A 26,652-nucleotide genomic window follows, 5' to 3' on the forward strand; every position below is an offset into this window, starting at 1 on the left:
AATTATTGCTATTGTTTTATATGCATTAAGTTACACAAATACTTCGAAAAGAACGTGTACGGTCAGCGATAGAAATCTTTCTTTTTTATTCGGATGACGTTTCCGAACGCGGCAAGACGCCGCATGTCGATTTTGCGCGAGTTGCCGACGATGACATAGACGAGCGTGCGTCCCTGCACATGAGAACGGTAGAAACGTGCAATGTCGTCCATACTCATACGGCCGATATCGTCGAGCAGCAATCGGTTCGGGTCTTCCGTGTACCCGTCGCGGCGGTAATCGGCAATTTTGGTGGAGATGTCGCGGAAGGCCGGGTATTCGTTGTTCGTGAAGTTAATGCTTGCTCGGATCAGCGCCTCGATGCGTTCGGGGCGTTCGGGCATCTCCTGTATCAGCGTGTTGAGCACGTTCAAGGCATCAATCGTCTTGTCGCATTGCGTAGAGAGATAGGCTACGAAACGGGAAGGTTTGTCGGAGAGACAATAAGGCGGCAGACGATAAGCGCCTGAGGTATAATACGCCAGCGAACGAAACTCGCGGATTTCCTGAAACATGAGTGACGACATGCCTTCGCCGAAATAACGCGAAAACAGGTCTGCCTCGTGCCTCTTCTTCAGCGTATCGAGCGGCTTGCACGCCATATAAGCATAGATGATGTTTTGAAACACATCAGGCATGTGATAGAAGAAAACGAATGGCTTCTCGTACGTCACAAAATCGCGCCAGACGGGCGAGAGCGACGGACGGATCATCTTCCCCAGCGGGAGCAAACGGGAGATATGCTCCGCTACCTTTTCGGCCTCCAGTGTCCCGCAATAGTGCATCGTGCAGGCCACCTGCGTGGCACGGTAAAAGAGATCGACCAGCTCACTTCCCCGGATATGCTTGACTTCCTTGAACGAAGGTTTGGTCAGGTATTGTGACAGGCTGCCATACTGTACGTACTCGAACAACGCTTCGGCCACCTCGTTGTTCGACTTGAAGAATGCCTTTTCGGCCACCTTCGCATCGTCGACGAGGGTTTTCAATTTCCGGTCATCGGGAGATACATTCGCCAGAAAATCACCGGCCACCTGCAGCGTCTCATCAAAAGCTTTGTCAAAGCCCGTAATTTTGAACGTCAAACTGTGTTTGTCCGCATCCAGATCGAGCGTGCTTCCCAGCGTCTGCAACCGCATACGCAAGGCTTCGAACGATTGCGACTTTGTGCCCAACAGCGGGATATACCCGGCCAGCAGTTTGAGCTTCGGCTCCTCGATCAGCCCGATCCCATAAGAGAGCTTAAGCGTAAAAATATGATTCACCCGGTTGGGCGTCACATACAAGGTCGTGCGCGGCGTCAAATGAAGCGTCTGCACATCCCGGTCGAAGTCCACATAACGCGGCCGGACTTCCTGTACGGGAATTGCGTCTAATTGCTTACTATATGCTGACGAGGCATCGGCATGCCGCGGAACGATGGGGGCGAAATCGGGCTTAGCCAAGTGCGTCTTGGTATAACGCCCCGTCTTTTTGCGGACATAGAGATAATTATCGCCGAAATAACGGTTGGCCACCTTCACCACGTCGTCTTTCGTCAGTGTCTCGGCACGGTCTAACTCTTCCTGATAATCCGCCCACGTCTTGCCCTGCGAAAACAGACGCACCAGCACCTGACTGCGTGAGTCGATATCTTCCAGCTCCGTCAGATGACGACGTAGCTGCTCACGTTTGAGGCTGTTGAACATCTCGTCCGTGAAATCGCCCTTCTTCACCCGCTCCAACTCGCGCCAGATCATTTTCTCGGCCGAGCGGCACGTGTGCGACAGCCTCGGCACCACCACAATCCCGATGAATCCGGCCTCGTTAAACGACTCTCCGCCTACCATCGCGCCCATCACCCGGCGGTTCACCATCAGCTTGTCCAGATACCCCGTACCGTTTGAATTATTAAGGATGCCGACTGCCACGTCGAATGCAGTCTGATCGGGATGATTGGCCGGAACACCGCGAAAACCGAGCGCCACCGCCTTTAGCAAAGGAAGCGGAACCTTCACCGTCGTCTTTTCCCGACCGCGAAACGGGCGAATCTTCACCGACGATACCGGTTCAACGACACCGCGCGGGATGCGTGAGAACGTTCGCTCCAAGATGGGAAGCACCCGTTCCGTATCGAAATCGCCACTCAGAATCAACCCCATGTTCGACGATACATAATAAGCTTCGAAGAACTTGCGCATCTCCGACAGGCGCGGGTTTTTCAGGTTCTCCGCACTCCCGATAATCGGATAGGCGTAGGGATGCGGACGAAAATAAGTCTCCATCAACTTCTCGATGGCCTGGTTGAGAATCATGTCGTCTCGCCGGTTTTTCTCCTCGTAAACCGTCTCCAATTCGCTCTGAAACATACGAAATACGGGGTTCAACAAACGTTCGCTGTTCAGTTCCGCCCACTGTTCCGTATATTGTGGCAAAAAAAGATTGTGATATACGGTATAATCGTACGACGTGCCCGCATTCAACTTCGAGCCTCCATATTTGGTAATCAGTTTGTCAAATTCGTTGGGAATCACGTATTCGGCAGCCCGCACGCTCAAATCGTTGATTGACTGCTGAATGATAGCGCGTACCTTCACATCTTTCGTGCACGCCAATTCGTCATATTTTCCGGCAATGGCGTCAAGCAATACTTTCTCCGCTGCATAATCCATCGTCCCGATCTTATCCGTCCCTTTAAACATCATATGCTCGAAGTAATGAGGAATACCCGTATTCGGCGAATCCTTCGAACCGGCCTTGACTACTACGGCTCCAAAAACTTTCGGCTGACTGTGATCTTCGTTCAGCCAGACCGTCAAACCATTGTCCAGTATATATTCATGAACTTCCGTCGATACCGGAACGGACGAAGCTTGTTTTACTTTCGGAACGTGAACTGTCATCGTATCCTTTCAACATTTTTAGGGCAGAAATAGTTCACCTCCTCCGATGGTTGTATCCCCTCCGTCCGATATCCATCACCGCCCTTCTCCAAACAAAAGAAAATATTCTTTTCATTTTTAAGTATTTGTTTTATAAAAGAAGAATCACATATCGACAACAAACGTTCAGAATTGAAAATAAATAAACGGAACCACGCCGGAACTTTTCACCTGTATGACCACAAAGATCGCCAGAAGCAGGTACAAGGCCTGAAACAGCATGGGGGAGTCCGTCACTACACGTTGCATCTTCCAATCAATGTGCTTGGGTATGAAATGAAGCAGGTAGCCTGTAGCCATGAGGATCGAAACACCCGGATAGCCGACGATGAACTGTGTGAAAACCTCCGGATGAAAATCAGTGAAGATCCGCATCAGCACATCCCTCCCGATTTGTACCGTATCGGCCCGAAAAAAGACCCAGCCCAGACATACCAAATGAAACGTCAAAATCATACCGAGCATTCGACGAAACAAAGACATCTCTTCTCCCATCGGCTTGAAGCTGCTGAAATGCCCCATCACAAACTTATGCACAGCCAGCGAAACACCATGCAGGGCACCCCACAAAATAAAACGCATCGAAGCGCCGTGCCACAAACCGCCCAACAACATCGTCACAACCAGATGGACATAGGTGAGAAACTTTCCCTTACGGTTTCCGCCCATCGAGATATACAGGTAATCTTTCAACCAGCTCGATAATGAGATATGCCAGCGCCTCCAGAATTCAGTGATGGTGGCCGACTGATAAGGTGAATCGAAATTGACGTTGAAACGAATTCCCATCAGCAACGCTATGCCGATGGCCATATCGGAATAGCCTGAAAAATCGCAGTAAATCTGAAGAGCATATCCGTATACCCCGAACAAATTTTCGAGACCGGTATAGAGCGTAGGCGCATCGAAAATACGATCTACAAAGTTGATGCTGATGTAGTCGGAGATCACACATTTCTTGAACAGACCGCAGAGGATCAGGTAAAGCCCCTCGCCCAAATGCTCCTTTGACAGCCTCGGACTGCGAAACATCTGCGGGATGAAATCGCGTGCCCGCACAATCGGCCCGGCAACCAAGCCCGGGAAGAACGAAACGTAAAACAGATAGTCGATCCAACGCCTCAACGGATCGAGACGTTTGCGGTATACATCAATCGTATAGCTGAGCGACTGAAACGTAAAGAACGAGATACCGACCGGCAGGAAAATATCTAACGGAGTATAATTCAACTGTGCCAGTTCACGGATGCCCATCCATTGCCCCATACTGCTCAGCAGCATCACGCCCACATCGTAAAGGAAATTCGTGTACTTGAAGTAGGCCAGCATTCCGATGTTGATACATATACTCAGCACCACCCACGTTTTGCGCAGGCCCTTGTGCGAAGTTTGCGCAATCGCGCGGGCAATCAGAAAGTCGGACGTGGCCGTAAAAATCAGCAGGACAAACCACAGACCGCTACTCTTATAATAAAAGTACAGGGAAAAAAGCGCGACGTAAACGATACGGGTCGTCGTAGACCGACGCAACGACCAGTAAACTGCAAAGAAGACGATAAAAAGAAAAAAGAACAGTCCCGTACTGAAGAGCATCGGCGCATCCGGCTGATAGCGCAACAGCGAACCGATACGCTCCCACAGCATACCGGTTTTTATTCCCGAAGAGATCGTCTCTGAAAGAAACGACAAAAGACTCATAAAGACATCCGTTTTCGATAATCCAATTCACTACGGAGAAGCGCCTTATAAAGCAATTTGCCCTGTTCCTGATAACCGGCCACATTGAAATGAATACGGTCGCGCCCCAAATGATCCGAAGCCAGCCACTGTTCGCACGAATTCGCTCCTCCAGTCATCCCGTACAAGTCGAAGCAGGCAACTCCCTCGCGCCAGGCATATTCTTTGATAGCACGTGCCGCCAGATCGATATTTTCGTTACGTTTGTAACTCCGCTTTCCACGTCGCCCACGCACCGAACGGTAACTCTCGGCCGGCGTACTCAGCACCAAAGCGGTGAAAGGCAGGTACGCCTTGACCAAACGCACAAAGCAGTCGACCTGCAACAAAAATTCGGAAGTCGAGAAGTTGGCGCCGAAGGTCTCATTCGTGCCTAACGTAACAATCAGCAGCGAGGGATCAAGCAACGACAACTGCCGGATATACTCCTCATTCGTATAGTTCACAAACATGGCGCCGTTCTGCCCGATGGAATGATACAAAATCCCCGGCTGACCGTTTGTGAGCACAAAACCGTAATAACAATTCCTTATTGACGAAAGACTTGCAGGTGTCAGTCGCCCCTGCGCGGCCGTATAAAGCTGCAGTTCCCCCGACTTGGTGGGCAGCTTGAACGTATCGACCATCACTCCCGGCGAATAAGGCGCCTTTGCCCAGACAGTCTCTACCCGTTCATCCTCCCCGACAGGAAGCATCGGCAGAGTCCCTTCATTGCGATAAAGAATCACTTGATTGAACTCGTAACCCGCTCCGTTATTCGGTGCAATGCTGATCGTAAAATCGACACCCGACACATCGGCCTGAATGCCGATCCCTCCGGGTCCCCATGCACAGTCCGATGTGCGGCGAGTACAACGTCCCACGGACCAGTTTCTCACTTTCGACGAGGTGATAAAATAATCTGTCGGCTCGTTATCCCGTGCCAACTTATACGGTGCAATCCAACCACGCCCGGCATTGCCGAAAGTTCGTTGCAACAAACGCATCGCCTCGCCGCTGTAGAAACCGGCCTGCACATGCGAATCGCCCAAATGAACGATCTGGATCGTCGTGTCTCTTCCTGACGCCAATCGGTGCAGCTCTTCCAAAAAAGAATCGAGCGAGTGTGCAGGATCTGTAATCCGGCAAAGCGAATCGATGACAAACGAGAGACTCGAACGGACATCGTCCGTCAGTGGAGCGCGCGGCATCCATACCTCTTCTTCCGTTTCGTGCAAAAAAACCGGCGTCAGTTCGTTCTCTTCCGATTCCGACTTCATTCGAGCGCTGATTAACCCGACCGTCAGCGTAACCACGAATACGAAGAGCACACCCCATTTCAATTCAATATGTTTTCTTATCCATTTCATCATAAAACTCTTTTTCTAAAATCAGCGCATCAAACAACGAAGCGGCCAGCTCACGCCCGCCGCGAAAGCTTAGATGCGTATAATCCTTACTCGCCCAGCGCCGCTCCACGTAGTGCACCATGCTTCCTTCACCTCCCATCGCCGAAAAAACGCTCCAAAACGGCACTCGAGCCTCGACCGCCGCTTCGCGCTGAGCGCGCAGCAAGGCCCGTATCGACGGCATCGTGCGGTAAACGCCGTCACGGTAATGGCTGCGATCGGAGACGCTGAGCAGCAACACATCGGCTTCCGGAAAACAACACTGCAAATGACGAATGGCGTCTACCATCCGCTTGCGATACCAACCATACTCCTTCGTTTTTTCCGTAACCACGTTCAACCCGTATTGCAGGACAATCAAATCATAAGGACGCACATTTCGAAAAGCCATGCAACTCGACTCATCCAATTCGCATAATGTCATTCCCGAATTGCCGCGCAGGGAAAAATTGTCGACCACTACCCCGGTATTATCTTCGAGTGCAATCCCCAGCGCCCGGAGTCCATGCGATTTATGGAAGCGCAGTTGGCCGTCCGTAAACCGACCCTTCACCTCATACTGTACAATCGAATCGGTGGTCGGCAGCATATTGACAATCGTATCTTTCGACTGGTTGCATATCCAGCGTATCTCCGACTGCATGTTGCGCGAATAAATGAACTTGAGTGACGAAACCGCGTCCAGATGCGGGTACGCATCGACCGTCTTGAACGAAATCGAGGCTATCCCGGCCTCCGAATCGGCATCGAAGAGCAGGCCCGGAAGTACATACTTATGGTTACGGTCGGTAAGTATCGAGCGCGTGACCCATCCTTTCGACCGCTGATGAACCGTTGGGCGGTACTGCTCCACTTTCGAAGCCACCGGAACAAATCCTACGCCTCGTCCTCCGAAACGCTCCTGCATCTTCGCACGAAAATCGGCTACAATGATATCGCCCTCAATAAACGAATCCCCCAGAAAAGCAATCCGTACGGGACGATTCAGGGAACGGAGGCGATTCAACGACGTAAAAAATCGGTACAAGCCCGTATGCCCCGCCGAATAATCTTCGATACGGACGCTTGTCGTATCTTCCAGCCTGCTTGATGTAAGCGCTTGATAGGTGACATTTCGTCGGGTAATCTCCCGAAAGTTGAAGCCCCGGATCGTTACCGTGTCGGAAAACGACAGCGAATCGATGATCAGTGCCCCTGGCAGTATCGCATCCGTTGAGTCGGCCCAAAGGGCTTCGTCCTCACGGCGCAGGTCGGAGAGCATGTCCACTTTCTTGATCGGAATGCCAAACGGTTCATCCGGCAACCAATACAATCCAAGACAACACGCCATCGTTATCAACAGGATAGCCAGCATTCGCCCGAAATAATTTCTTTCTGTTCCTCTCATCTTTTATAAAAAACGCACAAAGGTACGTGAAAAATCATATGCTCCCAAACGAGGCTGCCCTCCTATGGTTAACGTATTGAAATTTTAATGCATGACGACACTTACTATAGTGGTCTTTTAAGTCCGGAGATGTTCTCTTACGACATCTACATCTCATTTTTTTTCGAAATAGGCCCACGCTCTTCGTCAGGCAACCTCCGGGCCATCTATTGCACAAGCAGAGCAAAACCCCTATCTTTGCCCCTCTATTTTAAATGATAACTGTATGAAGAAGACTTTGAAAATCGCGGGGGCAGCGACTGTTGCGACTGCATTCTTTCTGTGTTGTCCACAAGCGAAAGCTGCCAACCTCGTCATGGAACGTGACAACACGACCGTACGTGTAGCGGCCGACTATACCCAAACGAATCGCCCGCCCGTGCCCGAACGACTATTCTCGTCGAAAGCAATCGAAAAAGAGATTGTCCGTATCAAAAAACTGCTGACTAACCCGAAGCTGGCATGGATGTTCGAAAACTGCTTCCCGAACACGCTCGATACCACCGTCCATTACCGCGCCATCGACGGCGACGACGATACATTCGTTTATACAGGAGATATTCACGCTATGTGGCTGCGTGATTCGGGCGCTCAGGTATGGCCCTACGTATCGTTCGCAAAGAAAGACGAAGAGCTGCGCCGAATGATTCGTGGGGTGATCCTCCGTCAGTTCAAATGCATCCTGCTCGACCCCTACGCCAACGCATTCAACGATGGACCTGTCGGCGGCGAATGGCAGAAAGACCTGACAAAAATGATTCCCGAACTGCACGAGCGCAAATGGGAGATCGACTCGCTCTGTTACCCGCTTCGCCTGGCATACGAATATTGGAAAGTGACCGGAGATAAAAGCATTTTCACGAACGAACAATGGCTCGAAACGGTACGAAGCATCTTGCGTACATTTAAAGAACAACAACGCAAGAACGACCTCGGACCGTACAAGTTCCAACGTGTCACAGCGGTATCGACAGATACGCAGCCCAACTACGGATGGGGAAACCCCATAAAACCGGTCGGACTGATTGCCTCCGCATTCCGTCCGTCAGACGACGCCACGATCCTGCAATTCCTCATCCCGTCGAACTTTTTCGCCGTAAGCTCACTGCGTAAAGCAGCCGAAATTCTGGACAAAGTGAACCAAAATAACGACCTTGCCAAAGAATGTACGGAGCTGGCTTCCGAAGTCGAAACAGCTCTGAAACAATATGCTGTAAACGATCATCCGAAATACGGGAAAATCTATGCATTCGAAGTAGACGGCTTCGGAAACCAACTGATGATGGACGATGCCAACGTACCGAGCCTGCTGGCCATGGCATACCTCGGCGACGTAGATATCAACGACCCGATTTATCAGAATACGCGCCGTTTCGTATGGAGCGAAGATAACCCGTACTTCTTTAAGGGTAAAGCCGGCGAAGGAATCGGTGGACCGCATATCGGCTACGACATGGTTTGGCCGATGTCCATCATGATGAAAGCATTTACCAGCCGAGACGATATAGAAATCAAGACCTGCATCCGCATGCTCATGGATACGGACAACGAAACAGGCTTCATGCACGAATCGTTCCACAAGGATGACCCGTCGAATTTTACACGTGAATGGTTCGCCTGGCAAAACACACTCTTCGGAGAGTTGATCCTTAAATTAATAAAGGAGGGCAAAACAGAGCTGCTGAACAGCCTCTGATCGCGTCTTTCCGACTCTCCTTTTTTATGGCGGAATGTCACTCGAGATGAGATCAACATCTTAAAAAAAACGCCAAAATGTCAGAAATTATGACAGTCTTCGCTTTCATCATTTTTGGCACACTATTTGCTGCTTGTCAATCAACGTGTTTAACACATAGAGGATATTGAAGCAAATAAAACATTAATATAGAATAAATATGGGAAAAATTATTGGAATCGACTTAGGAACAACCAACTCGTGCGTTGCCGTCCTTGAGGGTAACGAACCAGTGGTTATTACGAATAGTGAAGGTAAACGTACAACGCCTTCGATCGTCGCCTTTGTGGAAGGGGGCGAACGTAAAGTAGGCGATCCGGCCAAACGTCAAGCAATCACAAATCCCCAAAAGACGGTCTTCTCGATCAAGCGTTTTATGGGTGAAACGTTCGATCAAGTACAAAAAGAGATCAATCGTATCCCTTACAAGGTGGTACGAGGCGATAACAATACGCCGCGCGTCGATATTGACGGACGCCTCTATACTCCGCAGGAAATCTCGGCGATGATCCTTCAGAAGATGAAAAAGACAGCCGAAGATTATCTCGGACAGGAAGTGACGGAAGCCGTGATCACCGTGCCGGCCTACTTTAACGACGCACAACGTCAGGCGACGAAAGAAGCAGGCGAAATTGCAGGGTTGAAAGTTCGCCGTATCGTCAACGAACCGACAGCCGCCTCGTTGGCCTATGGCCTCGACAAATCAAACAAAGACATGAAAATCGCGGTGTTCGACCTCGGTGGAGGAACGTTCGATATCTCTATTCTCGAGCTGGGCGGGGGCGTATTCGAAGTAAAGTCGACGAACGGTGACACGCACCTCGGAGGAGATGATTTCGACCATGTGATCATCGACTGGCTGGCCGAAGAGTTTCTGAAGGACGAAAATATCGACCTGCGAAAAGACCCGATGGCCCTTCAACGGCTGAAAGAAGCAGCTGAAAAAGCGAAAATCGAACTGTCGAGCTCAACAAGCACGGAGATCAACCTGCCCTATATCATGCCGGTGGACGGGATTCCCAAACACCTCGTACGTACGTTGACCCGCGCCAAATTCGAACAATTGGCCGACAGCCTGATTCAGGCATGTCTCGAACCGTGTAAACGTGCATTGGCCGATGCCGGTCTGACCACCTCGGACATTAACGAAGTGATTCTTGTCGGCGGATCGACACGTATTCCGGCCGTACAGCAACTCGTTGAACAATTCTTCGGCAAAGCTCCTTCCAAAGGGGTGAACCCGGACGAAGTCGTTGCAGTGGGCGCAGCCATCCAGGGTGGTGTCCTCTCCGGCGATGTCAAAGACGTCGTATTGCTCGACGTTACGCCGCTGTCCCTCGGCATCGAAACGATGGGTAGCGTCATGACCCGTCTGATTGATGCGAATACGACCATTCCGACCAAAAAATCGGAAGTCTTTACGACGGCAGTCGACAATCAGCCTTCGGTCGAAATTCATGTGTTGCAGGGCGAACGCTCCATGGCTAAGGATAACAAATCGATCGGACGCTTCCACCTCGACGGAATCCCACCCGCACCACGCGGCGTTCCGCAGATCGAAGTAACGTTCGACATCGATGCCAACGGCATCCTCAATGTATCAGCCAAAGACAAAGGAACGGGCAAAGTGCAGAGCATACGCATCGAAGCCTCCAGCGGCCTGAGCGAAGATGAAATCAAACGAATGAAAGACGAAGCAGCCGCCAATGCCGAAGCCGACAAGAAAGAACGCGAACGCATCGATAAGATCAATCAGGCAGACAGCATGATCTTCCAGACGGAAAAACAGTTGAAAGACTTGGGCGACAAACTGCCGGCCGACAAAAAGTCACAAATCGAAGCAGCCCTGAATAAGCTGAAAGAAGCGCATAAGGCACAAGACCTCGCAGCGATTGACACCGCTACGGCCGAGCTGAACAACGTATTCCAGGCAGCCAGTCAGGACCTGTACAACGCACAAAATGCGCAAACAGGCGGTCCGTCGACCGAAAACGCCCCGACCGGAGACAATAAAGGAGACGCTTCAGACGGCAACGTAACGGATGTAGACTTCGAAGAAGTGAAATAATTCCGCTCACAAACGAGCATCAAACAAATAGTAAATAGCAGTAAGATAGCAACTTACTGCTATTTTTATTTTCTATAGTTTCTCGTATTTCTTCGTTTTCTATCGATTTTAGTCGTATATTTGTACCATATTTGTGCCGCGACTTATTAGTGTATAAAGTGCGACTTAAATAAAAAGAGAAATTGATTATCAGATAGATACGAAAATCGTATGCCAGCTGCAAAATTTCAGATTGAGCGAAAGTGTGAATTGTGTGGGGAGACCTTTCTTGCCAAGACAATCACATCGAGATATTGTTCTATACAATGCTCAAGGTCTGCGTATTCACAAAAGAAGCGAGAGGAAAAGTTGGAAGAGCTCCGACGAGAGAGGGCCGCAAAGGTTCCCAAGGATCAACCCTACCTCTCTATCTCCGATGCTATTGCTCTATACGACGTTTGCAGAGATACGCTATACCGACTCGTCAGAAGTAAGGCTCTCCGAAGTTATAACTTGGGAAAAAGGATGACTCGCATCTGTAAAGAGGATTTAGAACGCAACTTCAATCTGAGGCCTATTGATGAGCAAAAGCCGAGAACAAGAAATGAGGCTAAACTCTACAACCTTGAGCCAGAGTATTGTTACACGATTGGTGAAATAACAGCCAAGTTTGGTGTTACGGAAGGCACGGTATATAAGCATATTAGGAAATTTTCCATTCCCATAAGGCAGATTGGCAATTATGTCTATGCCCCAAAGTCAGAGATAGACCAACTGTACAAATAACCTTAGATACACATGAGAAAAGAATTACATAACACGAAAGTAACTGTGCGACTTCGCAAGAGTGCATATCGTAATGAGTGGTATCTCTACATTGAGAGTTATCCTGTCTATACTGCGGGCAAATCCGAACCACAACGTGTCCGTGAGTATCTCAACCGCATAGTAACTACGGTAGTCTGGGATAAAACTCGGACTGCACGGACAACATCTTCGAGCAAGTCGTACAAACCTAAGCGAGATTTGAATGGAGTGATACAGTGCAAAAGCGAGGTCGATCAAGAAGCTTGTATCTATGCCGATGAGGTGAGAAGGCTCCGTCAAAGAGAATACGATAATGCCGATTTGTACAGCGATGCAGATACGGCACAGGCGGAGCAAAAGGAACGTTTACAACAAAATTTCATTGCTTATTTTCGAGAGGCGATGTACAAACGACACAAAAATAGCTCCACTTCTATTCTTGTCAATTGGAAGAGAGCTCTGGACTTTCTTAAAATGTATGCGGGAGAAAATTTGCCGTTTTTCAAAATCGACAATGCTTTTGCAGAGGAATACAAGCGTTTTCTTTTGACAGCCCCTCGTGGAGGGAATAAATGTGGTACTATTTCTCACAATACGGCATCCACTTATTTTTCTATTTTCAAGGCCGCTCTCAAACAGGCATTTATAGATGGTTATCTAACCGTTGATATATCTGCAAAAATAAAAGGTATTCAGGAACAGGAGGCTCGCCGTGAATACCTTACCATAGAGGAGTTAAATACGCTTGCTTCAACCCCTTGTGATCGTGAGGTGATGAAACGGGCAGCTCTTTTCTCTGCTCTGACAGGATTACGCCACTGTGATATTCAGAAACTAAAGTGGAAAGAGATCAACATGGATGGAGAACAGCCGAGGTTACATTTCACTCAAAAGAAGGCCAAGGGAGTGGAGTATATGCCTATTTCGGAACAAGCCTTAAAACTATGTGGAGAACGAAGATTGCCAGAACAATTAGTTTTTGAAGACCTGCCTAATCCGTCATGGATTTCTAAACCTCTAAAGCGTTGGATAGAGGCTGCAGGCATCAAAAAGTCCATAAGCTTTCACTGCTTTCGCCACTCCTACGCTACTCTACAACTGGCCAGTGGTACAGATATTTATACCGTAAGTAAGATGCTGGGACATACGAATGTGAAGACAACGCAAATCTATGCAAAGGTGGTCGATGAAAAGAAAAACAAGGCGGCACAAGCCATAAAATTGGATACGATAGAGACAAAGACTCAGGAATAACCTCACAAAAATGAATAAAAATGCAGTCTAAGTACTTTGAATATATAATTGTTTATTTATCCGTCCTGCTGGCGTGTGCCTTAATTGGCATAATTGTGAGATTTGTTTTTGTATCGGCTGGAGTTGATGAATTTACTGCAACTGTAATTTTCTGGATTGTTACAGGTGTAGGCATCATTCTCTATTCAGCCCTGATGCTTCTGATTGACGGCTTGTTCACAGCTATTGTGAAGAAGTTTTTCCCTCACAAGCATTCTCCATCATCACTTCAAAAAAAGAAAGAAGTTGAGCGGGATTTGGACCCAAATAGTATAGAGCCCGAATTCATTCAGGAGATACGAGTTAACCAACAGCGGAAACAAAGCGATAAATCAAAAGAGAAATTGGAGATAGCAATCTCCTATACACAGCATGAATTTGCCCCTTATATCTCTGATGACGATTTGATACGACTTTGTCAATACATTACAGCTTATTCAGAAGGAAACGTCTTGCAAAACCCTCAACCTGTCAGGGTCGCAAAACTTACTTCTTTAGACCTGTATCATTTCGGCTGGAATATTTGGAAGCATTTCAGTATCGGCAAACAAGACGAGGTTGCTCTTTTTCTCAAACTTGTTTTTGCCGATGCATTAAAAGACGTTGAGCCCGACACCATCAAAAGTCATCTAAAAGATGAAGAACAAAAAGGGCTAATCAAGATACAGAAGTGTCTTACGCTCCTTTGAATAAATGAGGAGAACGATAAGAAAAACTTCCAAATAGTAGATTCTTTCTGCATTATTCTAAATGCATATCCGTTCTAGATTTTATCTCTTCAGCGATGTCTGATCTATTAGTTTTGATCCACCTATCAAATGCGACTTGAATAAATGGAGCTACCCAATACTGCGACTCTTCGTCGGGCTCCAATCCTAAATCCAGACTATCTATATAGTCAGATGCCATCATATAGTGGTTGTTAAGATGAAAAAGATAGGCAAAGTGTTGAACAAAAACTGCTGTTAAATCATTCAAGAAAATATCTAATGTTTTAACACGATGGGGAAGATATAACTTTTTGTCATTCAGAAGAATATTGTTGTAGTAATTGTAATGAGTATGATCATTACAGCGTTTCCTAATTTCTTTGTAAAATCTGTCTTTTGAGAGCAATTCCGTTATGGGCTTTAGCTTGTCTGAGTCTTTAATATATTGAGACATTATTTGAAAGGAGGGCAATTTCTCTGTGCCTTTTCTCCAATTATCAATACGTTCAACAATGAAGTTGCTGATGCTAAAATGATCCCTTAAATAAACATTTGTGTAAACATTAATTATGGTTGCATCATAGTATTTCCTGAGCAAAGAGTATCCATCATTAATACCCCCATTGGCCAACACCATCTTTATAGAGTCAAGAGTGCTACCTATTGAGCTAAATACGTAAGTATCCAGATTCAAAAAAGCTCTAGTCCCCTGACTCACAAACATCATTATACTGTAGGATAAAGATCGATAAAACTCCGAAAAATCAGAGAGTTCCTCAAAAACTTTATGATTCTTATACTCAATCTCAAGTTGATCAAATTCGTTCATATAAACTCCGTTTATTTGCTACTTATTATTTTCTAAATAAGGTTTACACCTCAACAGACTTCAACCTTTTCATCCCTCAATGCAATTATAAACAAACTTACAATATCTACTACAAACTTTGGGTTGGAAAAACTTTTATCACTTCTACTTTGTCTTAGTAAACAGAAAAACGTAGCAATCATAGTGTTTTTGTAGTGTTTTCTCCGTGTTTTGAATCACAGGGAAAACACTTTATTCATTTGTGCCATGTTAAACTCAAAATAGTATAGACATGGACAACAACGAAATTTCTTTTGAGAATCTATCGAAGGCGGTAGCTCACTTAGTGAACGAAGTAGCTGAGATCAAAGCATTGGTCGAGAAAGGGCAAGATGCAGTTATTTCTCCAAAACGCATTCCTATCGGAATAGATGAGGCGTGTAAAATCATCGGGAAAGCCAAGCCTACAATTTATACGCTTGTGCGTAAGCGTTTACTCCCTTGCTACAAGAACGGAAAGCAACTCTACTTCTTCGAGGATGAGTTGCTCGAATGGATAGCCAATGGTCGTAGAAAAACTGTGCGAGAACTTGCCGAAGACTCAAAGCTCTTTATCTCTGAAAAGAAGGCCAAGCGCTCTCATTTCTAAATATCTATTCAACGATGAAAGAAGAAATGGATGAACGACCAGAAGGGAAGCAATCCAAGAATGAACGGATAGAGTCCTTTCTAAGGGAGCACTATGACTTTCGATTCAACACCGTAAAAAGTCGCACGGAGTTTCGATACTCGAATAAAGAAGAACCGTTCTTCCCACTTGGTAAATTCGATATCAACTCCATGCGACGGCTGTTGGATTCTTCACAAGGTATCAGTACTTCGGCAGAGAATATACGAGCGATATTGGAAAGTGATTTCTGCCCGCGTATCAATCCTGTACAGGAGTATTTCCAAAAACTATCGAAGTGGAACGAGGGAGAGGATTCGGAGATTATTCACTTGGCTTCGTGCGTAACGGTTCGGAATCCTGAGAAGTGGCAAACCTACTTGACCAAATGGCTTATTGCAGTGGTGGCGAATGCGATGGATGATTTATTCTGTCGCAATCACACCTGTCTGGTTTTGACTGGAGAGCAGGGTAAGTTTAAGACAACTTTCTTAGACTTGCTTTGTCCCGTGGAGCTGAAAGCATATTTGTTTACAGGTACTATTGACCCTCAAAACAAGGATACGCAGACCCTTATAGCCGAATACCTGTTTATCAATATCGACGACCAACTCAAAGCCCTCAACAAAAGAGACGAAAATGAGTTGAAGAATCTCATCACTACTCCACGGGTTAAGTATCGCAGACCATACGATACGTACATCGAAGAGTATCCTCACTTAGCCAGTTTTATGGCTTCGGTAAATGGCAATGACTTCCTTACAGATCCGACGGGTAGCCGCCGATTTCTTCCTTTTGAGGTAGAAGCTATTGACATAGAAGCTGCTAAACAGGTTGATATCAATAAGGTTTATTCGGAGGCTTGGTGGTATTGGAAAAGTGGATATCGGTACTGGTTTGATGATGCGGAAATTGCAGAATTGCACCGAGAGAGCGAAGGCTTTCATGTGCAGACAGTCGAATACGAAATGTTGCTCAAAGGCTTTGAGAAACCAAGTCCTACGGAAGAGTCTTATATGACCACTTCGGAAGTCCTGAATTATTTGCGTGGATACACTACGCTGAACCTCTCTGAAAAACGAATGGGGGAAGCTCTGCGCAAAGCAGGATTTGAACGAAAGTCCCGACGGATAGGAGGTAACCCTATGTATGTCTATCATATCAGGAAAGTCTTTCCGAATCCATTCGTGAGTTCCTTTTGACCTATTGATAAATTACGGTTACTACTTACTACAAGAGATGCTAATCCGGTGAAAGAAAAAAGATTGAGCGTGTAGTATGGTTTTATAATCTGTCTTACAACAGAATTACTACTCGCACCGATGATACTACTACAAGAAAATAGGTTACGACTCTTTTTCTTTTCACTGTGAATGAGTTATCCATCCATATTCATGTAGTAAGGAGAATCTCAAAAACTTAGAAAAACATGATGAATATTGAACATATAAAATCCTTATCTCTGAAGGATTATTTGGCAAATAAAGGCTTATACGACTTATGGAATGTATCGAAGCCCTTTTCGGGAAGAGAGTAGCCCAAGTTTCAAGGTTGATTACAGAGCAAACCTCTGGTATGACTTTGGAAGAGGAGAAGGCGGCAGCATAATTGATTTGGTTATGAAACTACATGGCTGCACACTGTCTCAATCAATTGGACTGTTAGAAAACCGTGTAGAGATTAGCTCTCTTACGCAGAACGACTTTGAACGACAGGTAGAGAGGCGCGAAGAGATGAAAATAATCGAAGCCGTCTCTTTGCATCATCCTAATTTGCTGAGATATCTGCAAGACCGTAAGATTGATTGCTCTGTGGCGAAACAATATTGCCGTGAGGTTCACTATCAAGTAAAAGGGCGTACTTATTACGCTATCGGAATGCCCAACGACTTGGGAGGTTATGCCATTCGTAATCTCTATTTCAAAGGCTGTTTACCTCCTTCCAGTATCTCCTCCTTTGATCGAAATACGGATACTATCAATCTCTTTGAAGGATTTATGGATTACTTGAGTTTTTGCACTCTTTATCCTGACAGAAATACTGAATCTGCGATTGTACTGAACTCTGTAAACAATCTCCAAAAGGCTTATTCCTTACTCTCGAAATATGCCATTGTTAACGCTTATCTCGATAACGATGCAGCAGGAAAGAAAACGCTTGAAGTGCTTCGGAGAATGAATCTTCCCGTTAATGATTGCTCCAGCCTCTATGGGGAGCATAAAGACTTGAATGATTTTCTCTGTCGAAAAAATCAAGAACTCATTTCTCCTCCGAGAATGAAAAGTCGGGGACTCAAACGATGAATGGGTATGGAGTCAAGTCCTTTGATTATTAGGGGAGCAAGTTTGTGTTTTGGTCAGACCAAAACCTTGCTCTTCGAGGATTGATTCATCCCGTTGGTCTATTTATAAATCAAAACAAGTACAGCAATGAAAACAATAGAAAATCGCAATACGAATGGTCGCCCACCCAAACGACCAGTAGAAAAGAAGAAATATAAGATTACTCTGAAAATGGCAACCGAGGAGTTCTACTCTCTGAAAGCTAAAGCACGTCTTGCTGGGATTACCCGAAGTGAATACATCCGTCGTTGTATTGCTGCCAGTATAGTCAGGCAAAGACTATCTCCCGAATTGATGAGTCACCTTCGTCAGCTAAGAGGAATGGCCAATAATGTCAATCAGATTGCCCACAAAGCCAATGCTATGGGATACACACGAGTCTATCAAGACAACCTTGCGATTACTGAGAGATTGGACAACATCATAAAACGAATCGAAGATGATTGCTAAGATTGTTCAGGGGAGAGGGTTTCGAGGGGTGATAAACTATGTTTTGGAGAAAGAGCGTGCTCAGCTCTTGCAGGCAGAAGGTTTTCGTCTGAAAGATAGAGAAGCTATAATCCGAAGCTTTGTTACTCAAAGTAAACTCAACCCCAAGATTACGAAACCTGTAGCCCATATTTCTTTAGATTTCTCAGCTCAAGATAAAGGGCGTTTAACGGATGCTTTTATGGTCAAGGTGGCACAGGAATATTTACAGAAAATGGGCTACTCCAATACACAGTATCTTATTGCTCGTCATCACGATACAGACCATCCACACATACACATGGTAATCAATCGTATTGATAACGATGGTCGAAGAATTTCAGATCAAAATGAAAAACTACGTAGCACAAAGGTCTGCATGGAACTGACTAAGAAATACGGATTATATATTGCTTCTGGAAAAGAGAATGTCAAGCGTGAACGGCTGAAAGGGAACGACAAAACCAAATATGAGATTTACGATGCTCTCAAAAAAGCTATTCCTCAAAGTTTGACGTGGAGACAGTTGCAGCAACCCTAAAGCAATCAGGTATAGGCTTGGAATTCAAAATGAATGGCAATACAGATAAGATTCAAGGCATCTAATCGGATTTCAGGCTCCCATGTAGATAGAGAATGTAGCTTCTCAAAGATTGACAGGCAGATTAAAGACAATGCCTATCAAGCACTGCAAGTGGCAGAAAAACAAGAGTTCAAAACATCAGAAACAGGAGGTGTGATGGATGCTCTTGATTCTCTTATCGGGCAACTAAGCATTTTCTCTCTCTTTAATAGTCCTCATTATGATGCAACGCTTGCCGAATACATTCAGGCTCTGAAAGCCAGAAAGTTGGCAGCTAAAAGCAAAATCAGAATACGCAGGGTACTGCACTAATGTTTAATCACAAAAGAAAAAGTATATGAATACAGATAGAATGGATACCTCGACCGTATATGGTCTATTTGAGGAATTGAAGCAAAGTCTTACTGAAATGACTACCTCATTAAAAGGAAGATCTGAACAACAAACAATCGATTTGAGTAAAATCGAGGAACTTTTTGGGAAGATGAATACACTTTCAAAGCAAGAGGTGTTTTCTCCCGAACAAATCAGAGTTTTGGAAGAAATACTTACCAAGAGTGTAGTGGCAGGACTGGAGATAGCTTTCGAGAAGCTGGCTGGATGGGATTCAAAGAAAAAAGAGACTCTACAAGCCATCGAGGCAAAAATTGATGAGATGGGCAAAGAGAGTCGTACTGTCATCCGTAAAGAACATGTTTTTAGTCTTGACTTTAAGAACAGTAAAACGGTTATCACTCTTTGCTGTATGGGGCTTGTTCTTTTGTTTTCTCTGATTGGGAACTTTTGGCAAATGCGACAAAACGGTCAACTGTCGGATAATGACTTGAAGTATCGCCACATCAAAATGTATGGAGAAGCCAATCAGGAAAAACTAATGGACTTGGAAACGGTTTTTACTTATCAGAGAGACGAAGAGCAGATTGCTCTCATCCGAGAACAAGTGGAAACTTACGAACGATTGGTCAAAGAACAGGCAGAAAAGACAGAGCGAGCCCGCCTGAACACATCCCAAGCAAATGAACTTCAGAAGCAGGCAGAGTTCATAAAACAACGGAAATAAATGCTTCTCTTCTACACCCATTAAAAGATTTAAGGGAATGAGAAAATAAATCCTCATTCCCTTTTTCTATGCTATTTCATTTCATATCTTTGCGCTATCAAAAGAACATTGAACGCGATGGATAAACCCATGAATCGAATAAAAGAAGTGCTTGAGGAGAAAGGAATCAAGCAAACATGGCTTGCCGAAAAACTCGGCAAAAGCTTCAGCATCGTCAATTCCTACGTCTGCAACCGCCGTCAACCAAGTTTGGACATATTGTTTGAAATTGCGAAGATATTAGAGGTGGACGTGAGAGTGTTGATTGGCACTAAGGAAAACAGACAGAAGAGCAAATAAATTCAGAAGTTATGAAATCAAAACTAATAATGCTGATATTAAATGCTATTTATTTGATAGCAACAATCATTTGGGCAATAATTGACAAATCAATGGAATCAATAGTTGCTATTGTTGGAGGAATTGTTTCATTTGTAAGTTTCTTTGTTGCAAACGACAATTCGTTTTCAGTTAAACAAAAAATTGTTCAAAGTGGAGATAATCCTATTTCTATTGTAGGAGATGTTAAAGGAAGTCATATTGGTCACACAACTAAATAAATATATCATGAAATTATTTAGAAAGTTGTTTGGCAAGGAACTGGCAAAACCAAATACCTCTGTTGAACAACAAGGAAAAAAAAACATATCTGTCATAGGCAATGTAACAGAGAGTTATATTGGATGCACAATCAATATTAATGAAATTGAACCACAATGGCAAGATCGGCTCAATGCATATATAGCTACTTTGCAACAATTTAAACCCAAAACGGCGTTATCATTGCTTGAAAAATTGGAGGCAAGTTTCGCAACAAGTGCAAAAAAACCTTCTCCAGAGTTTCACTCCTTAATATCATTTCAAAAAGGGATGTGCTATCGTTTTTTGGACGAACGAGAGAAGATGTGTGAATGTTTTATAACTGCATACAATGAAAATACTTCAGTGCTTGAGTTTGAAGAGCAGGCTGCTCTTTCGTATTTTAAAATAGAAGATACACAAAAAGCAAATGAACTGGTTGATAAGTTATTGTGTAGAAATGAATATAATCCAATTGCATGGTATATCAAATTTTTGAGTACTACGACTTATGATTTTAATTCTAATGAATATCCGTATATTTGCCCAGAAATAATTATCTTTGCAAAAAAAATAAGGCAATGACACTGATCGATTTTTTATCTCACTTTCCAGACGAAGAAAGCTGCAAGCAAAAGTTTAAGGCATATCGCGACCAAGTAGGAGTTGTTTGTTCCAAATGCGGAGGCACGGATCATTATTGGAAAAAAGACAAGGAGCAATATGAATGCAAACACTGCAAAACGCGCACCACGCTAAAAAGTGGAACGGTAATGCATAAATCGAAACTTCCTTTTCGTTATTGGTTTATAGCCATGCATCTGCTCACGTCAACGAAAAAGACATTTTCGGCCAAAGAAATCCAACGTCAATTGGGACATAATCGCTACCATCCCATTTGGCACATGGTTCACAAACTTCGCGAGGCCATGGGTAAAAGAGATGATGAATATGTCCTTGCAGGTTGTATAGAATTGGATGAAGGTTATTTTTCCACAGAGATGAGTCAAGAGGAAAAAGATAAGCCCTTGAAGCGTGGACGTGGCAGTCAAAAGAAAAGCAAAGTTTTAGTTATGGCAGAAAGTGAAATGGTTGAATTTCCGAAAACCGGTCAAAAACCACGAAGAGTCGGCTATTTGAAAATGAAAGTAATCGATGACTTGAAGAAAGAAACGATCAATAAGGCGGTTAAGGAGTTAGCCTCAGGTGTACAGGAAGTTGACACGGATCATTCTACCTCTTATGTGGAATTGAAAGACTTTGTACCTAGACACAACTCTCAGGTGATTCCCAAAGAGAAGGTGGGGGAAGCCTTGCCCTGGGTTCATATCGCCATCAGCAATGCCAAGAGACAGTTGATAAATACGTTCCATGACATCAAGCCCGAATTCCTGCAAAATTATCTCGATGAATTCTGTTATAAGTTTAATCGAAGATACTGGGGAGAAGCCCTCTTTGGAAGATTGCTCGTAGCTTGCGTAACCTATAAAAATGAGTTTAGGTATAAATACGGATAATCATATAATTCTATTCCGGCATTTGTTCGGCAGAATATCATGTTTCAATATATGCTTTACAATTACTTCAATGTGAAAAATATTTACAAATGTATTTCACAGATGAAGGCTTTTTCAATGCTTCCCAATGTCAAAGATTATAGTCCTCAAGATATAACCATAGCCAATTTTGACGAAAATATATTTTACTCAAACGTATTCTTTTCTGAATATTTGCAAAACTATTACTTTGCTTTCCATTCTTTGAAAGAGGGGAATGTTGAGATTCTAAAAACACTGGAGGTGCTTCTAAAAAAAATAGTATCTGCAATCAATGGTTCTGAATTGGAAAAGAAATATGGAACATTGTTTTTTCTTAATGCTTATATCCAATATATACTTACAAAAGAGCTGAGATATATTTCCGACATGAGAGATCATTATCTCAAATTAGAGAGCAAAAACGACACTCTTGCTTTGGTTTGTGCCAATGTGTTACAACTCAATGGACAAATAGATTATGCTCTTGAAATCTTAGATGATTCTGATTTAAAAGAGTCGAATATTTTCTACCTGAAGGCTTTCTGTTATCTAAAGAAAAATGATAAAATCCAATATAGGACAGCAATACAAGGCTGGATAAATTCCATTGAGAAAATTGATAACTATGTAGTTGATAACTATCTTGCTTCAATTTTTACATTAAAGGATATAGGCGAAACAGATGAATTAAAACTATCTGATTTTATTCAAAACGAGAAGTTTGAAAATCAGGAATTGAAAACTTTAATAGAAACGATTGTTAAATCCCTAATTAGCGGAATATTGGACTCTCCGCAGATATCGACTTTGAGCGAGTTAGCTTCTACTATTCAACAGCCGAATTTATTATTACACATTGCTTATACCTACTATCATTTTAAAATGTATGAACCTGCTATAGAGTTATATGAAAAGCACGTTGACAGAGAAAAAGAGAATCTTCATTTATTTTCCTATATGAATTCTTTATATGCAGCAAAAAAAGGCTCGGAAGAACTACTTGGACTATTAGAAAATTGGAGATTGAATTTTTCATTTCAACCTGATTTACTAAGAATTGAAGCTGATTTGTGTGCTATTTTACATAATTGGAATAGATGCTTGCAAATTTGTAATCTATTCTTAGATAAACACAAACAAGATGAGGATTTTTTATGTCTGAAATTAAGGTGTTTAGATGTTATAAACGAAGATTGGTGTGATAGTGAAATTAAATCAATGGCAAAAAATTTTGAAGACTATGCTTTTTCTATTGATCAAAACATACCAATAGTGGCAAGTATATTAGTTAATAGAGGTTGTTTTGTTGAAGGAATGGAAATCCTTTATAAGTATTCTGATAAAAGAAATGTCCGTTCTGCATATCTGTTTGCAACACTTATATATTCTCAAAGATCACAAAATAAAGAGCTTCTGAAAGAATTTGATGAAATTACAGATGGCTGTTTCGTAAAATATGAGTCTAATGGTGAAATCAATTTCTTTGAAATGAATAAAAATGGCTCTGACAACTTATATGATGAGTTATTAGGGCACAAATTAGGTGATGTAATATCCATTAAAAGAATGTCAAGCAAAGATTATTCAATTCGCATATTACGAATAATGGATAAGTATCTTTATTTACATGATAAAATCTTAGAAGAAGCCAAGCAGCCTCTTTCGGGATTACCAATGGAACCTTTCAACTTTACTAGCACTGACCCAGAAGAAATGAAGAAAGATTTAATATCTCTTTTTGGACAACAAGGTGAACAAGAAAAACGACTTAGAGAAACCGCGATAAATAACTACTATAGGAGAGAATTATCTTTTACTGAAGTAATAAGACAAGCGTTTAGGAATGATTATTTAGGTGGTTATACAAGTTTAATTTTTGAGCATAGCGGTATTGTAATCCTTCCCCTTTCATTTTATGAATCATTACCTCAACCTGTTAATACAACCAATTATGTTATCGACTTTTCTTCATTGGCTATTCTTTATCAGATAGCAAAAGAACACAACATTACATATCCTAATAAATTTCTAATTTCAGCTTTTACCATGGATATGATAAAACAAAAATTGAGAAATATTCAATCAGGACCAAAATCTGAATTATCAGTAGTCGTAACAAGCGAAGACGTAATAAAATATCAGATTCCAGAAAATGTACATCAAAATAACATTGCATATTTAGAAGGTCTTTTAAAATGGATAGAAAAAAACTGTGAAGCAGTTGTTTCTCCTAGAGTCATTGATTTTAAGAGAAATATAGATATAGATGATGAGAAAGAGTTTTTTATTGACTATATTTTGAATACCTTGCTAGTTTGTGAAGATAAGCAAGGTATATTGTTGACAGACGACTTTGTTTATTTCAAATTCAATTTAGCTCAGATTCAGTTCTCAATGAGCACAGAGCGATATATAAAAAACATTTTGGGAGACGAGCACCCAGCGTCGTTTGAATTTATCAAAAATAAGTATAGGGGATATACATTGACTACAAAACAATTATTCGGAGAGTTTGATAAGAAAATGAATTCCCAAGATAGTTATTATACTAATTGTTTGGAAAATATCAGTATGGTTTCTGCTACTCCATGTGTAGAATTAGTGAATATGATTGTACAAACACAACTTGATACTAATCAAAAAGAGATTGAGATAAAAAATATATTTGTTAATATATTCAAAAATAGCCCTTTAACTAATGAGATTATTCAAGGTTTTCAACAGCTGCTCTTCTTAGAGTTAAACTACTCGCAAGAGAACCTCAATTTTGTTCGTCAATGTTTAGAACATGTGTATCAAATACTTGGAATAAGTATGATGAATATAAAGAAATGATATAACTATCTCTCACAAGGAGATAAAAACCTCCTTGTCAAAACCTATTTGCTTTGTAAGTGATACACAAAATTTTCTGAATGAATTATATGTTTGACATTGGGGTGTTGAATTTATGAGCAAAGATTATCCGATACGAATGAAGATAAATAGAGATAAATGATAACGAAAAAAGAACTTCTACAAATGCTTTCAGACACGGAGAGCTACAATATTGAGAGAACAGAATCGACTGGCAATATGGATAAGTTTTGTCAGGCTATATGTGCTTTCTCAAATGATATTTCGGGTAGTGGCAGGAATGGCTATCTCATTATTGGAGCCAAGGACAATGGAGAGTTGTCAGGTTTGCAGGTTGATGATAAACTCTTATTGCAGATTGCCAATATTCGGACGGATGGCAACATTCTCCCTCGGCCCACCATGACCGTAGAGAAGTTCCATTTTGATGAAGGGGATGTATTGGTGGCAGAAGTTCAGCCTGCTGAATTTCCTCCTGTACGTTATCGTGGTCGTGTTTGGGTGCGTGTCGGCCCTCGGAAGAGCACTGCAACAGAGGCAGAAGAAAAGATACTTACCGAAAGATGGCTCTCCAACGTTCGTACCTTTGATGCCATGCCTTGCCTGGGAACGAGCATTGACGACTTGGATATAGCTCTCATTCGTAAGGAGTTTTTGCCCAAGGCTGTGGCAGAGGATATTCTCGGTGAAGACAAACGAGATATTACGGAGCAACTTGCCTCTCTTGGCTTATATGATTTGCGCTATAACTGTCCGACTAATGGGGCTATTGTTCTATTTGGAAAGAATCCTGAGCGACACGTACATGGGGCGTATATTCAATATGTACGCTTCAGGGGTAAGGATCGCGTGGGTGATATCCTCAACGAGCATAAGTTTAGCGGTAATCTTTGTAAGGTATTGCCAAAGATTGATGCTTTTGTCGAGACAAGTATCTCACAAAAGCGTCCCATTCCCGTAAGTGTCCTTCGGGAAGAAACGGTTTCCAAGTACCCATACTGGGCTACTCGAGAGTTGTTGATGAATGCCATTATGCACAGGGATTACGAGGGTAACGCTCCTATTCAGTTTTATGAATACGACGACCGCATCGAGATCCAAAACCCTGGAGGATTGTACGGCAAGGTCAGTCCCGATAATTTCCCCAATGTGAGTGATTATCGAAATCCCTTTATTGCCGAAGCAATGAAAGTCTTGGGCTATGTAAACCGATTCAGCCGTGGAGTCTACCGAGTTCAGAAGGAGTTGGAAGAAAACGGTAACGGGCAAGCCTCTTTTGATTTTTCATTGATTACAGCTTTTCGAGTAGTTGAGAACGTCTCTCAAAGGTATTTTGAAGAGGGCTTTGGAGGAGAAACTACCGAAGAAAAGCCCAAGAAACACCCAAGAAAAGCCCAAGAAACTACCCAGGAAACTACCCAGGAAACTACCCAAGAAAGAATTTTAGCAGCTATTCAGGCAAAGCCTGAGATCACTCAAAAGGAGTTGGCTCAATCTATCGGCATTACTCTTGATGGCATTAAATATCATATTAAGAATATGACTAAGCAAGGAGTTATCAAGCATGAAGGCTCTACAAAGGCTGGTAAGTGGATAATAATCAAATAGA

General features: G+C 43.4%; 23 protein-coding genes. 18 read left to right on the forward strand and 5 right to left on the reverse strand.

Annotation, left to right across the window (positions count from 1 at the left end; all coding sequences use genetic code 11):
• Window positions 1-62 precede the first annotated feature (62 nt).
• The 4 genes from Tanf_RS02885 to Tanf_RS02900 all read right to left on the reverse strand — a co-directional run bounded on the left by Tanf_RS02885 (window position 63) and on the right by Tanf_RS02900 (window position 7,472).
• Window positions 63-2,921: a M16 family metallopeptidase gene (locus tag Tanf_RS02885; RefSeq protein ID WP_046824850.1), complete on the reverse strand. Its 2,859-nt coding sequence runs from the start codon at window positions 2,919-2,921 to the stop codon at window positions 63-65.
• A 165-nt stretch (window positions 2,922-3,086) separates the two neighbouring features.
• Window positions 3,087-4,604, reverse strand: coding sequence for an MBOAT family O-acyltransferase (locus Tanf_RS02890; protein ID WP_046824869.1), 1,518 nt, complete (start codon window positions 4,602-4,604; stop codon window positions 3,087-3,089).
• A 50-nt stretch (window positions 4,605-4,654) separates the two neighbouring features.
• On the reverse strand, window positions 4,655-6,049 hold the full coding sequence (locus Tanf_RS02895) for a GDSL-type esterase/lipase family protein (protein WP_236684367.1): 1,395 nt from the start codon (window positions 6,047-6,049) through the stop codon (window positions 4,655-4,657).
• A complete protein-coding gene (locus Tanf_RS02900; protein ID WP_041590620.1) occupies window positions 6,021-7,472 on the reverse strand; it encodes an SGNH/GDSL hydrolase family protein in 1,452 nt (483 codons plus the stop codon). Before Tanf_RS02900 ends, Tanf_RS02895 begins: the two co-directional genes overlap by 29 nt.
• Window positions 7,473-7,737: 265 nt before the next feature.
• Here Tanf_RS02900 and Tanf_RS02905 point away from each other — a divergent pair, with 265 nt between their 5' ends.
• The 5 genes from Tanf_RS02905 to Tanf_RS02925 all read left to right on the forward strand — a co-directional run bounded on the left by Tanf_RS02905 (window position 7,738) and on the right by Tanf_RS02925 (window position 14,082).
• Window positions 7,738-9,207, forward strand: a complete 1,470-nt coding sequence (locus Tanf_RS02905; protein WP_014224118.1) for a glycoside hydrolase family 125 protein — start codon at window positions 7,738-7,740, stop codon at window positions 9,205-9,207.
• A 199-nt stretch (window positions 9,208-9,406) separates the two neighbouring features.
• On the forward strand, window positions 9,407-11,314 hold the full coding sequence (gene dnaK, locus Tanf_RS02910) for a molecular chaperone DnaK (protein ID WP_014224119.1): 1,908 nt from the start codon (window positions 9,407-9,409) through the stop codon (window positions 11,312-11,314).
• A gap of 210 nt (window positions 11,315-11,524) precedes the next feature.
• Window positions 11,525-12,079 carry a helix-turn-helix domain-containing protein gene (locus tag Tanf_RS02915; RefSeq protein WP_046824851.1) on the forward strand — a complete coding sequence of 185 codons (555 nt, stop codon included), beginning with the start codon at window positions 11,525-11,527 and terminating at the stop codon, window positions 12,077-12,079.
• Window positions 12,080-12,091: 12 nt separating this feature from the next.
• On the forward strand, window positions 12,092-13,354 hold the full coding sequence (locus tag Tanf_RS02920) for a site-specific integrase (RefSeq protein ID WP_046824852.1): 1,263 nt from the start codon (window positions 12,092-12,094) through the stop codon (window positions 13,352-13,354).
• A 20-nt stretch (window positions 13,355-13,374) separates the two neighbouring features.
• Window positions 13,375-14,082, forward strand: coding sequence for a hypothetical protein (locus tag Tanf_RS02925; protein ID WP_046824853.1), 708 nt, complete (start codon window positions 13,375-13,377; stop codon window positions 14,080-14,082).
• A 52-nt stretch (window positions 14,083-14,134) separates the two neighbouring features.
• Here the strand turns inward: Tanf_RS02925 and Tanf_RS02930 are convergent, their stop codons facing one another.
• On the reverse strand, window positions 14,135-14,932 hold the full coding sequence (locus Tanf_RS02930; RefSeq protein ID WP_046824854.1) for a hypothetical protein: 798 nt from the start codon (window positions 14,930-14,932) through the stop codon (window positions 14,135-14,137).
• Between the two features lie 271 nt (window positions 14,933-15,203).
• Between Tanf_RS02930 and Tanf_RS02935 the strand changes: the two genes are divergently transcribed.
• The 13 genes from Tanf_RS02935 (at window position 15,204) to Tanf_RS02985 (ending at window position 26,651) form a co-directional block, all read left to right on the forward strand.
• On the forward strand, window positions 15,204-15,560 hold the full coding sequence (locus tag Tanf_RS02935) for a helix-turn-helix domain-containing protein (RefSeq protein ID WP_046824855.1): 357 nt from the start codon (window positions 15,204-15,206) through the stop codon (window positions 15,558-15,560).
• Between the two features lie 14 nt (window positions 15,561-15,574).
• A complete protein-coding gene (locus Tanf_RS02940; RefSeq protein WP_371706616.1) occupies window positions 15,575-16,780 on the forward strand; it encodes a virulence-associated E family protein in 1,206 nt (401 codons plus the stop codon).
• 303 nt (window positions 16,781-17,083) lie between these two features.
• Entirely contained in the window at window positions 17,084-17,881 is a 798-nt protein-coding gene (locus tag Tanf_RS02945) for a DUF8464 domain-containing protein (protein WP_236684368.1), read from the forward strand.
• Window positions 17,882-18,007: 126 nt separating this feature from the next.
• Window positions 18,008-18,370, forward strand: a complete 363-nt coding sequence (locus Tanf_RS02950) for a MobC family plasmid mobilization relaxosome protein (RefSeq protein WP_046824856.1) — start codon at window positions 18,008-18,010, stop codon at window positions 18,368-18,370.
• A complete protein-coding gene (locus tag Tanf_RS15450) occupies window positions 18,360-18,929 on the forward strand; it encodes a relaxase/mobilization nuclease domain-containing protein (protein WP_236684369.1) in 570 nt (189 codons plus the stop codon). Before Tanf_RS02950 ends, Tanf_RS15450 begins: the two co-directional genes overlap by 11 nt.
• A gap of 33 nt (window positions 18,930-18,962) precedes the next feature.
• Window positions 18,963-19,283: a hypothetical protein gene (locus Tanf_RS15455; protein ID WP_236684370.1), complete on the forward strand. Its 321-nt coding sequence runs from the start codon at window positions 18,963-18,965 to the stop codon at window positions 19,281-19,283.
• 25 nt (window positions 19,284-19,308) lie between these two features.
• The gene (locus tag Tanf_RS02960) at window positions 19,309-20,031 is read left to right on the forward strand and encodes a hypothetical protein (RefSeq protein ID WP_046824857.1); all 723 of its coding nucleotides are present in this window, start codon (window positions 19,309-19,311) and stop codon (window positions 20,029-20,031) included.
• A gap of 117 nt (window positions 20,032-20,148) precedes the next feature.
• The gene (locus tag Tanf_RS02965; protein ID WP_005875005.1) at window positions 20,149-20,370 is read left to right on the forward strand and encodes a helix-turn-helix domain-containing protein; all 222 of its coding nucleotides are present in this window, start codon (window positions 20,149-20,151) and stop codon (window positions 20,368-20,370) included.
• Window positions 20,371-20,381: 11 nt separating this feature from the next.
• Entirely contained in the window at window positions 20,382-20,630 is a 249-nt protein-coding gene (locus Tanf_RS14715) for a hypothetical protein (RefSeq protein ID WP_140230604.1), read from the forward strand.
• 7 nt (window positions 20,631-20,637) lie between these two features.
• Window positions 20,638-21,234: a hypothetical protein gene (locus tag Tanf_RS02970; RefSeq protein ID WP_236684371.1), complete on the forward strand. Its 597-nt coding sequence runs from the start codon at window positions 20,638-20,640 to the stop codon at window positions 21,232-21,234.
• A complete protein-coding gene (locus Tanf_RS02975; RefSeq protein ID WP_046824859.1) occupies window positions 21,231-22,166 on the forward strand; it encodes an IS1595 family transposase in 936 nt (311 codons plus the stop codon). The genes Tanf_RS02970 and Tanf_RS02975 overlap by 4 nt, the downstream gene beginning before the upstream one ends.
• 102 nt (window positions 22,167-22,268) lie before the next feature.
• Complete coding sequence (locus Tanf_RS02980) at window positions 22,269-25,022, forward strand: PIN domain-containing protein (RefSeq protein WP_236684372.1); 2,754 nt, start codon at window positions 22,269-22,271, stop codon at window positions 25,020-25,022.
• Between the two features lie 159 nt (window positions 25,023-25,181).
• Complete coding sequence (locus Tanf_RS02985) at window positions 25,182-26,651, forward strand: RNA-binding domain-containing protein (protein ID WP_046824860.1); 1,470 nt, start codon at window positions 25,182-25,184, stop codon at window positions 26,649-26,651.
• Window position 26,652 lies beyond the last annotated feature (1 nt).

The organism is Tannerella forsythia, from assembly GCF_001006485.1.
Lineage (GTDB): Bacteria > Bacteroidota > Bacteroidia > Bacteroidales > Tannerellaceae > Tannerella > Tannerella forsythia.

Coding starts and splice junctions, on each gene's coding strand:
- Tanf_RS02925 (WP_046824853.1), top strand. CDS start 13,375: ATGCAGTCTAAGTACTTTGAATATATAATTGTTTATTTATCCGTCCTG.
- Tanf_RS02950 (WP_046824856.1), top strand. CDS start 18,008: ATGAAAACAATAGAAAATCGCAATACGAATGGTCGCCCACCCAAACGA.
- Tanf_RS02985 (WP_046824860.1), top strand. CDS start 25,182: ATGATAACGAAAAAAGAACTTCTACAAATGCTTTCAGACACGGAGAGC.
- Tanf_RS02935 (WP_046824855.1), top strand. CDS start 15,204: ATGGACAACAACGAAATTTCTTTTGAGAATCTATCGAAGGCGGTAGCT.
- Tanf_RS02890 (WP_046824869.1), bottom strand. CDS start 4,604: ATGCTGTGGGAGCGTATCGGTTCGCTGTTGCGCTATCAGCCGGATGCG.
- Tanf_RS02980 (WP_236684372.1), top strand. CDS start 22,269: ATGAAGGCTTTTTCAATGCTTCCCAATGTCAAAGATTATAGTCCTCAA.
- Tanf_RS02915 (WP_046824851.1), top strand. CDS start 11,525: ATGCCAGCTGCAAAATTTCAGATTGAGCGAAAGTGTGAATTGTGTGGG.
- Tanf_RS02885 (WP_046824850.1), bottom strand. CDS start 2,921: ATGACAGTTCACGTTCCGAAAGTAAAACAAGCTTCGTCCGTTCCGGTA.
- Tanf_RS02940 (WP_371706616.1), top strand. CDS start 15,575: ATGAAAGAAGAAATGGATGAACGACCAGAAGGGAAGCAATCCAAGAAT.
- Tanf_RS02895 (WP_236684367.1), bottom strand. CDS start 6,049: ATGATGAAATGGATAAGAAAACATATTGAATTGAAATGGGGTGTGCTC.
- Tanf_RS02900 (WP_041590620.1), bottom strand. CDS start 7,472: ATGAGAGGAACAGAAAGAAATTATTTCGGGCGAATGCTGGCTATCCTG.
- Tanf_RS14715 (WP_140230604.1), top strand. CDS start 20,382: ATGAAATCAAAACTAATAATGCTGATATTAAATGCTATTTATTTGATA.
- Tanf_RS02970 (WP_236684371.1), top strand. CDS start 20,638: ATGAAATTATTTAGAAAGTTGTTTGGCAAGGAACTGGCAAAACCAAAT.
- dnaK (WP_014224119.1), top strand. CDS start 9,407: ATGGGAAAAATTATTGGAATCGACTTAGGAACAACCAACTCGTGCGTT.
- Tanf_RS02905 (WP_014224118.1), top strand. CDS start 7,738: ATGAAGAAGACTTTGAAAATCGCGGGGGCAGCGACTGTTGCGACTGCA.
- Tanf_RS02920 (WP_046824852.1), top strand. CDS start 12,092: ATGAGAAAAGAATTACATAACACGAAAGTAACTGTGCGACTTCGCAAG.
- Tanf_RS02965 (WP_005875005.1), top strand. CDS start 20,149: ATGGATAAACCCATGAATCGAATAAAAGAAGTGCTTGAGGAGAAAGGA.
- Tanf_RS02975 (WP_046824859.1), top strand. CDS start 21,231: ATGACACTGATCGATTTTTTATCTCACTTTCCAGACGAAGAAAGCTGC.
- Tanf_RS15455 (WP_236684370.1), top strand. CDS start 18,963: ATGGCAATACAGATAAGATTCAAGGCATCTAATCGGATTTCAGGCTCC.
- Tanf_RS02930 (WP_046824854.1), bottom strand. CDS start 14,932: ATGAACGAATTTGATCAACTTGAGATTGAGTATAAGAATCATAAAGTT.
- Tanf_RS02945 (WP_236684368.1), top strand. CDS start 17,084: ATGTATCGAAGCCCTTTTCGGGAAGAGAGTAGCCCAAGTTTCAAGGTT.
- Tanf_RS02960 (WP_046824857.1), top strand. CDS start 19,309: ATGAATACAGATAGAATGGATACCTCGACCGTATATGGTCTATTTGAG.
- Tanf_RS15450 (WP_236684369.1), top strand. CDS start 18,360: ATGATTGCTAAGATTGTTCAGGGGAGAGGGTTTCGAGGGGTGATAAAC.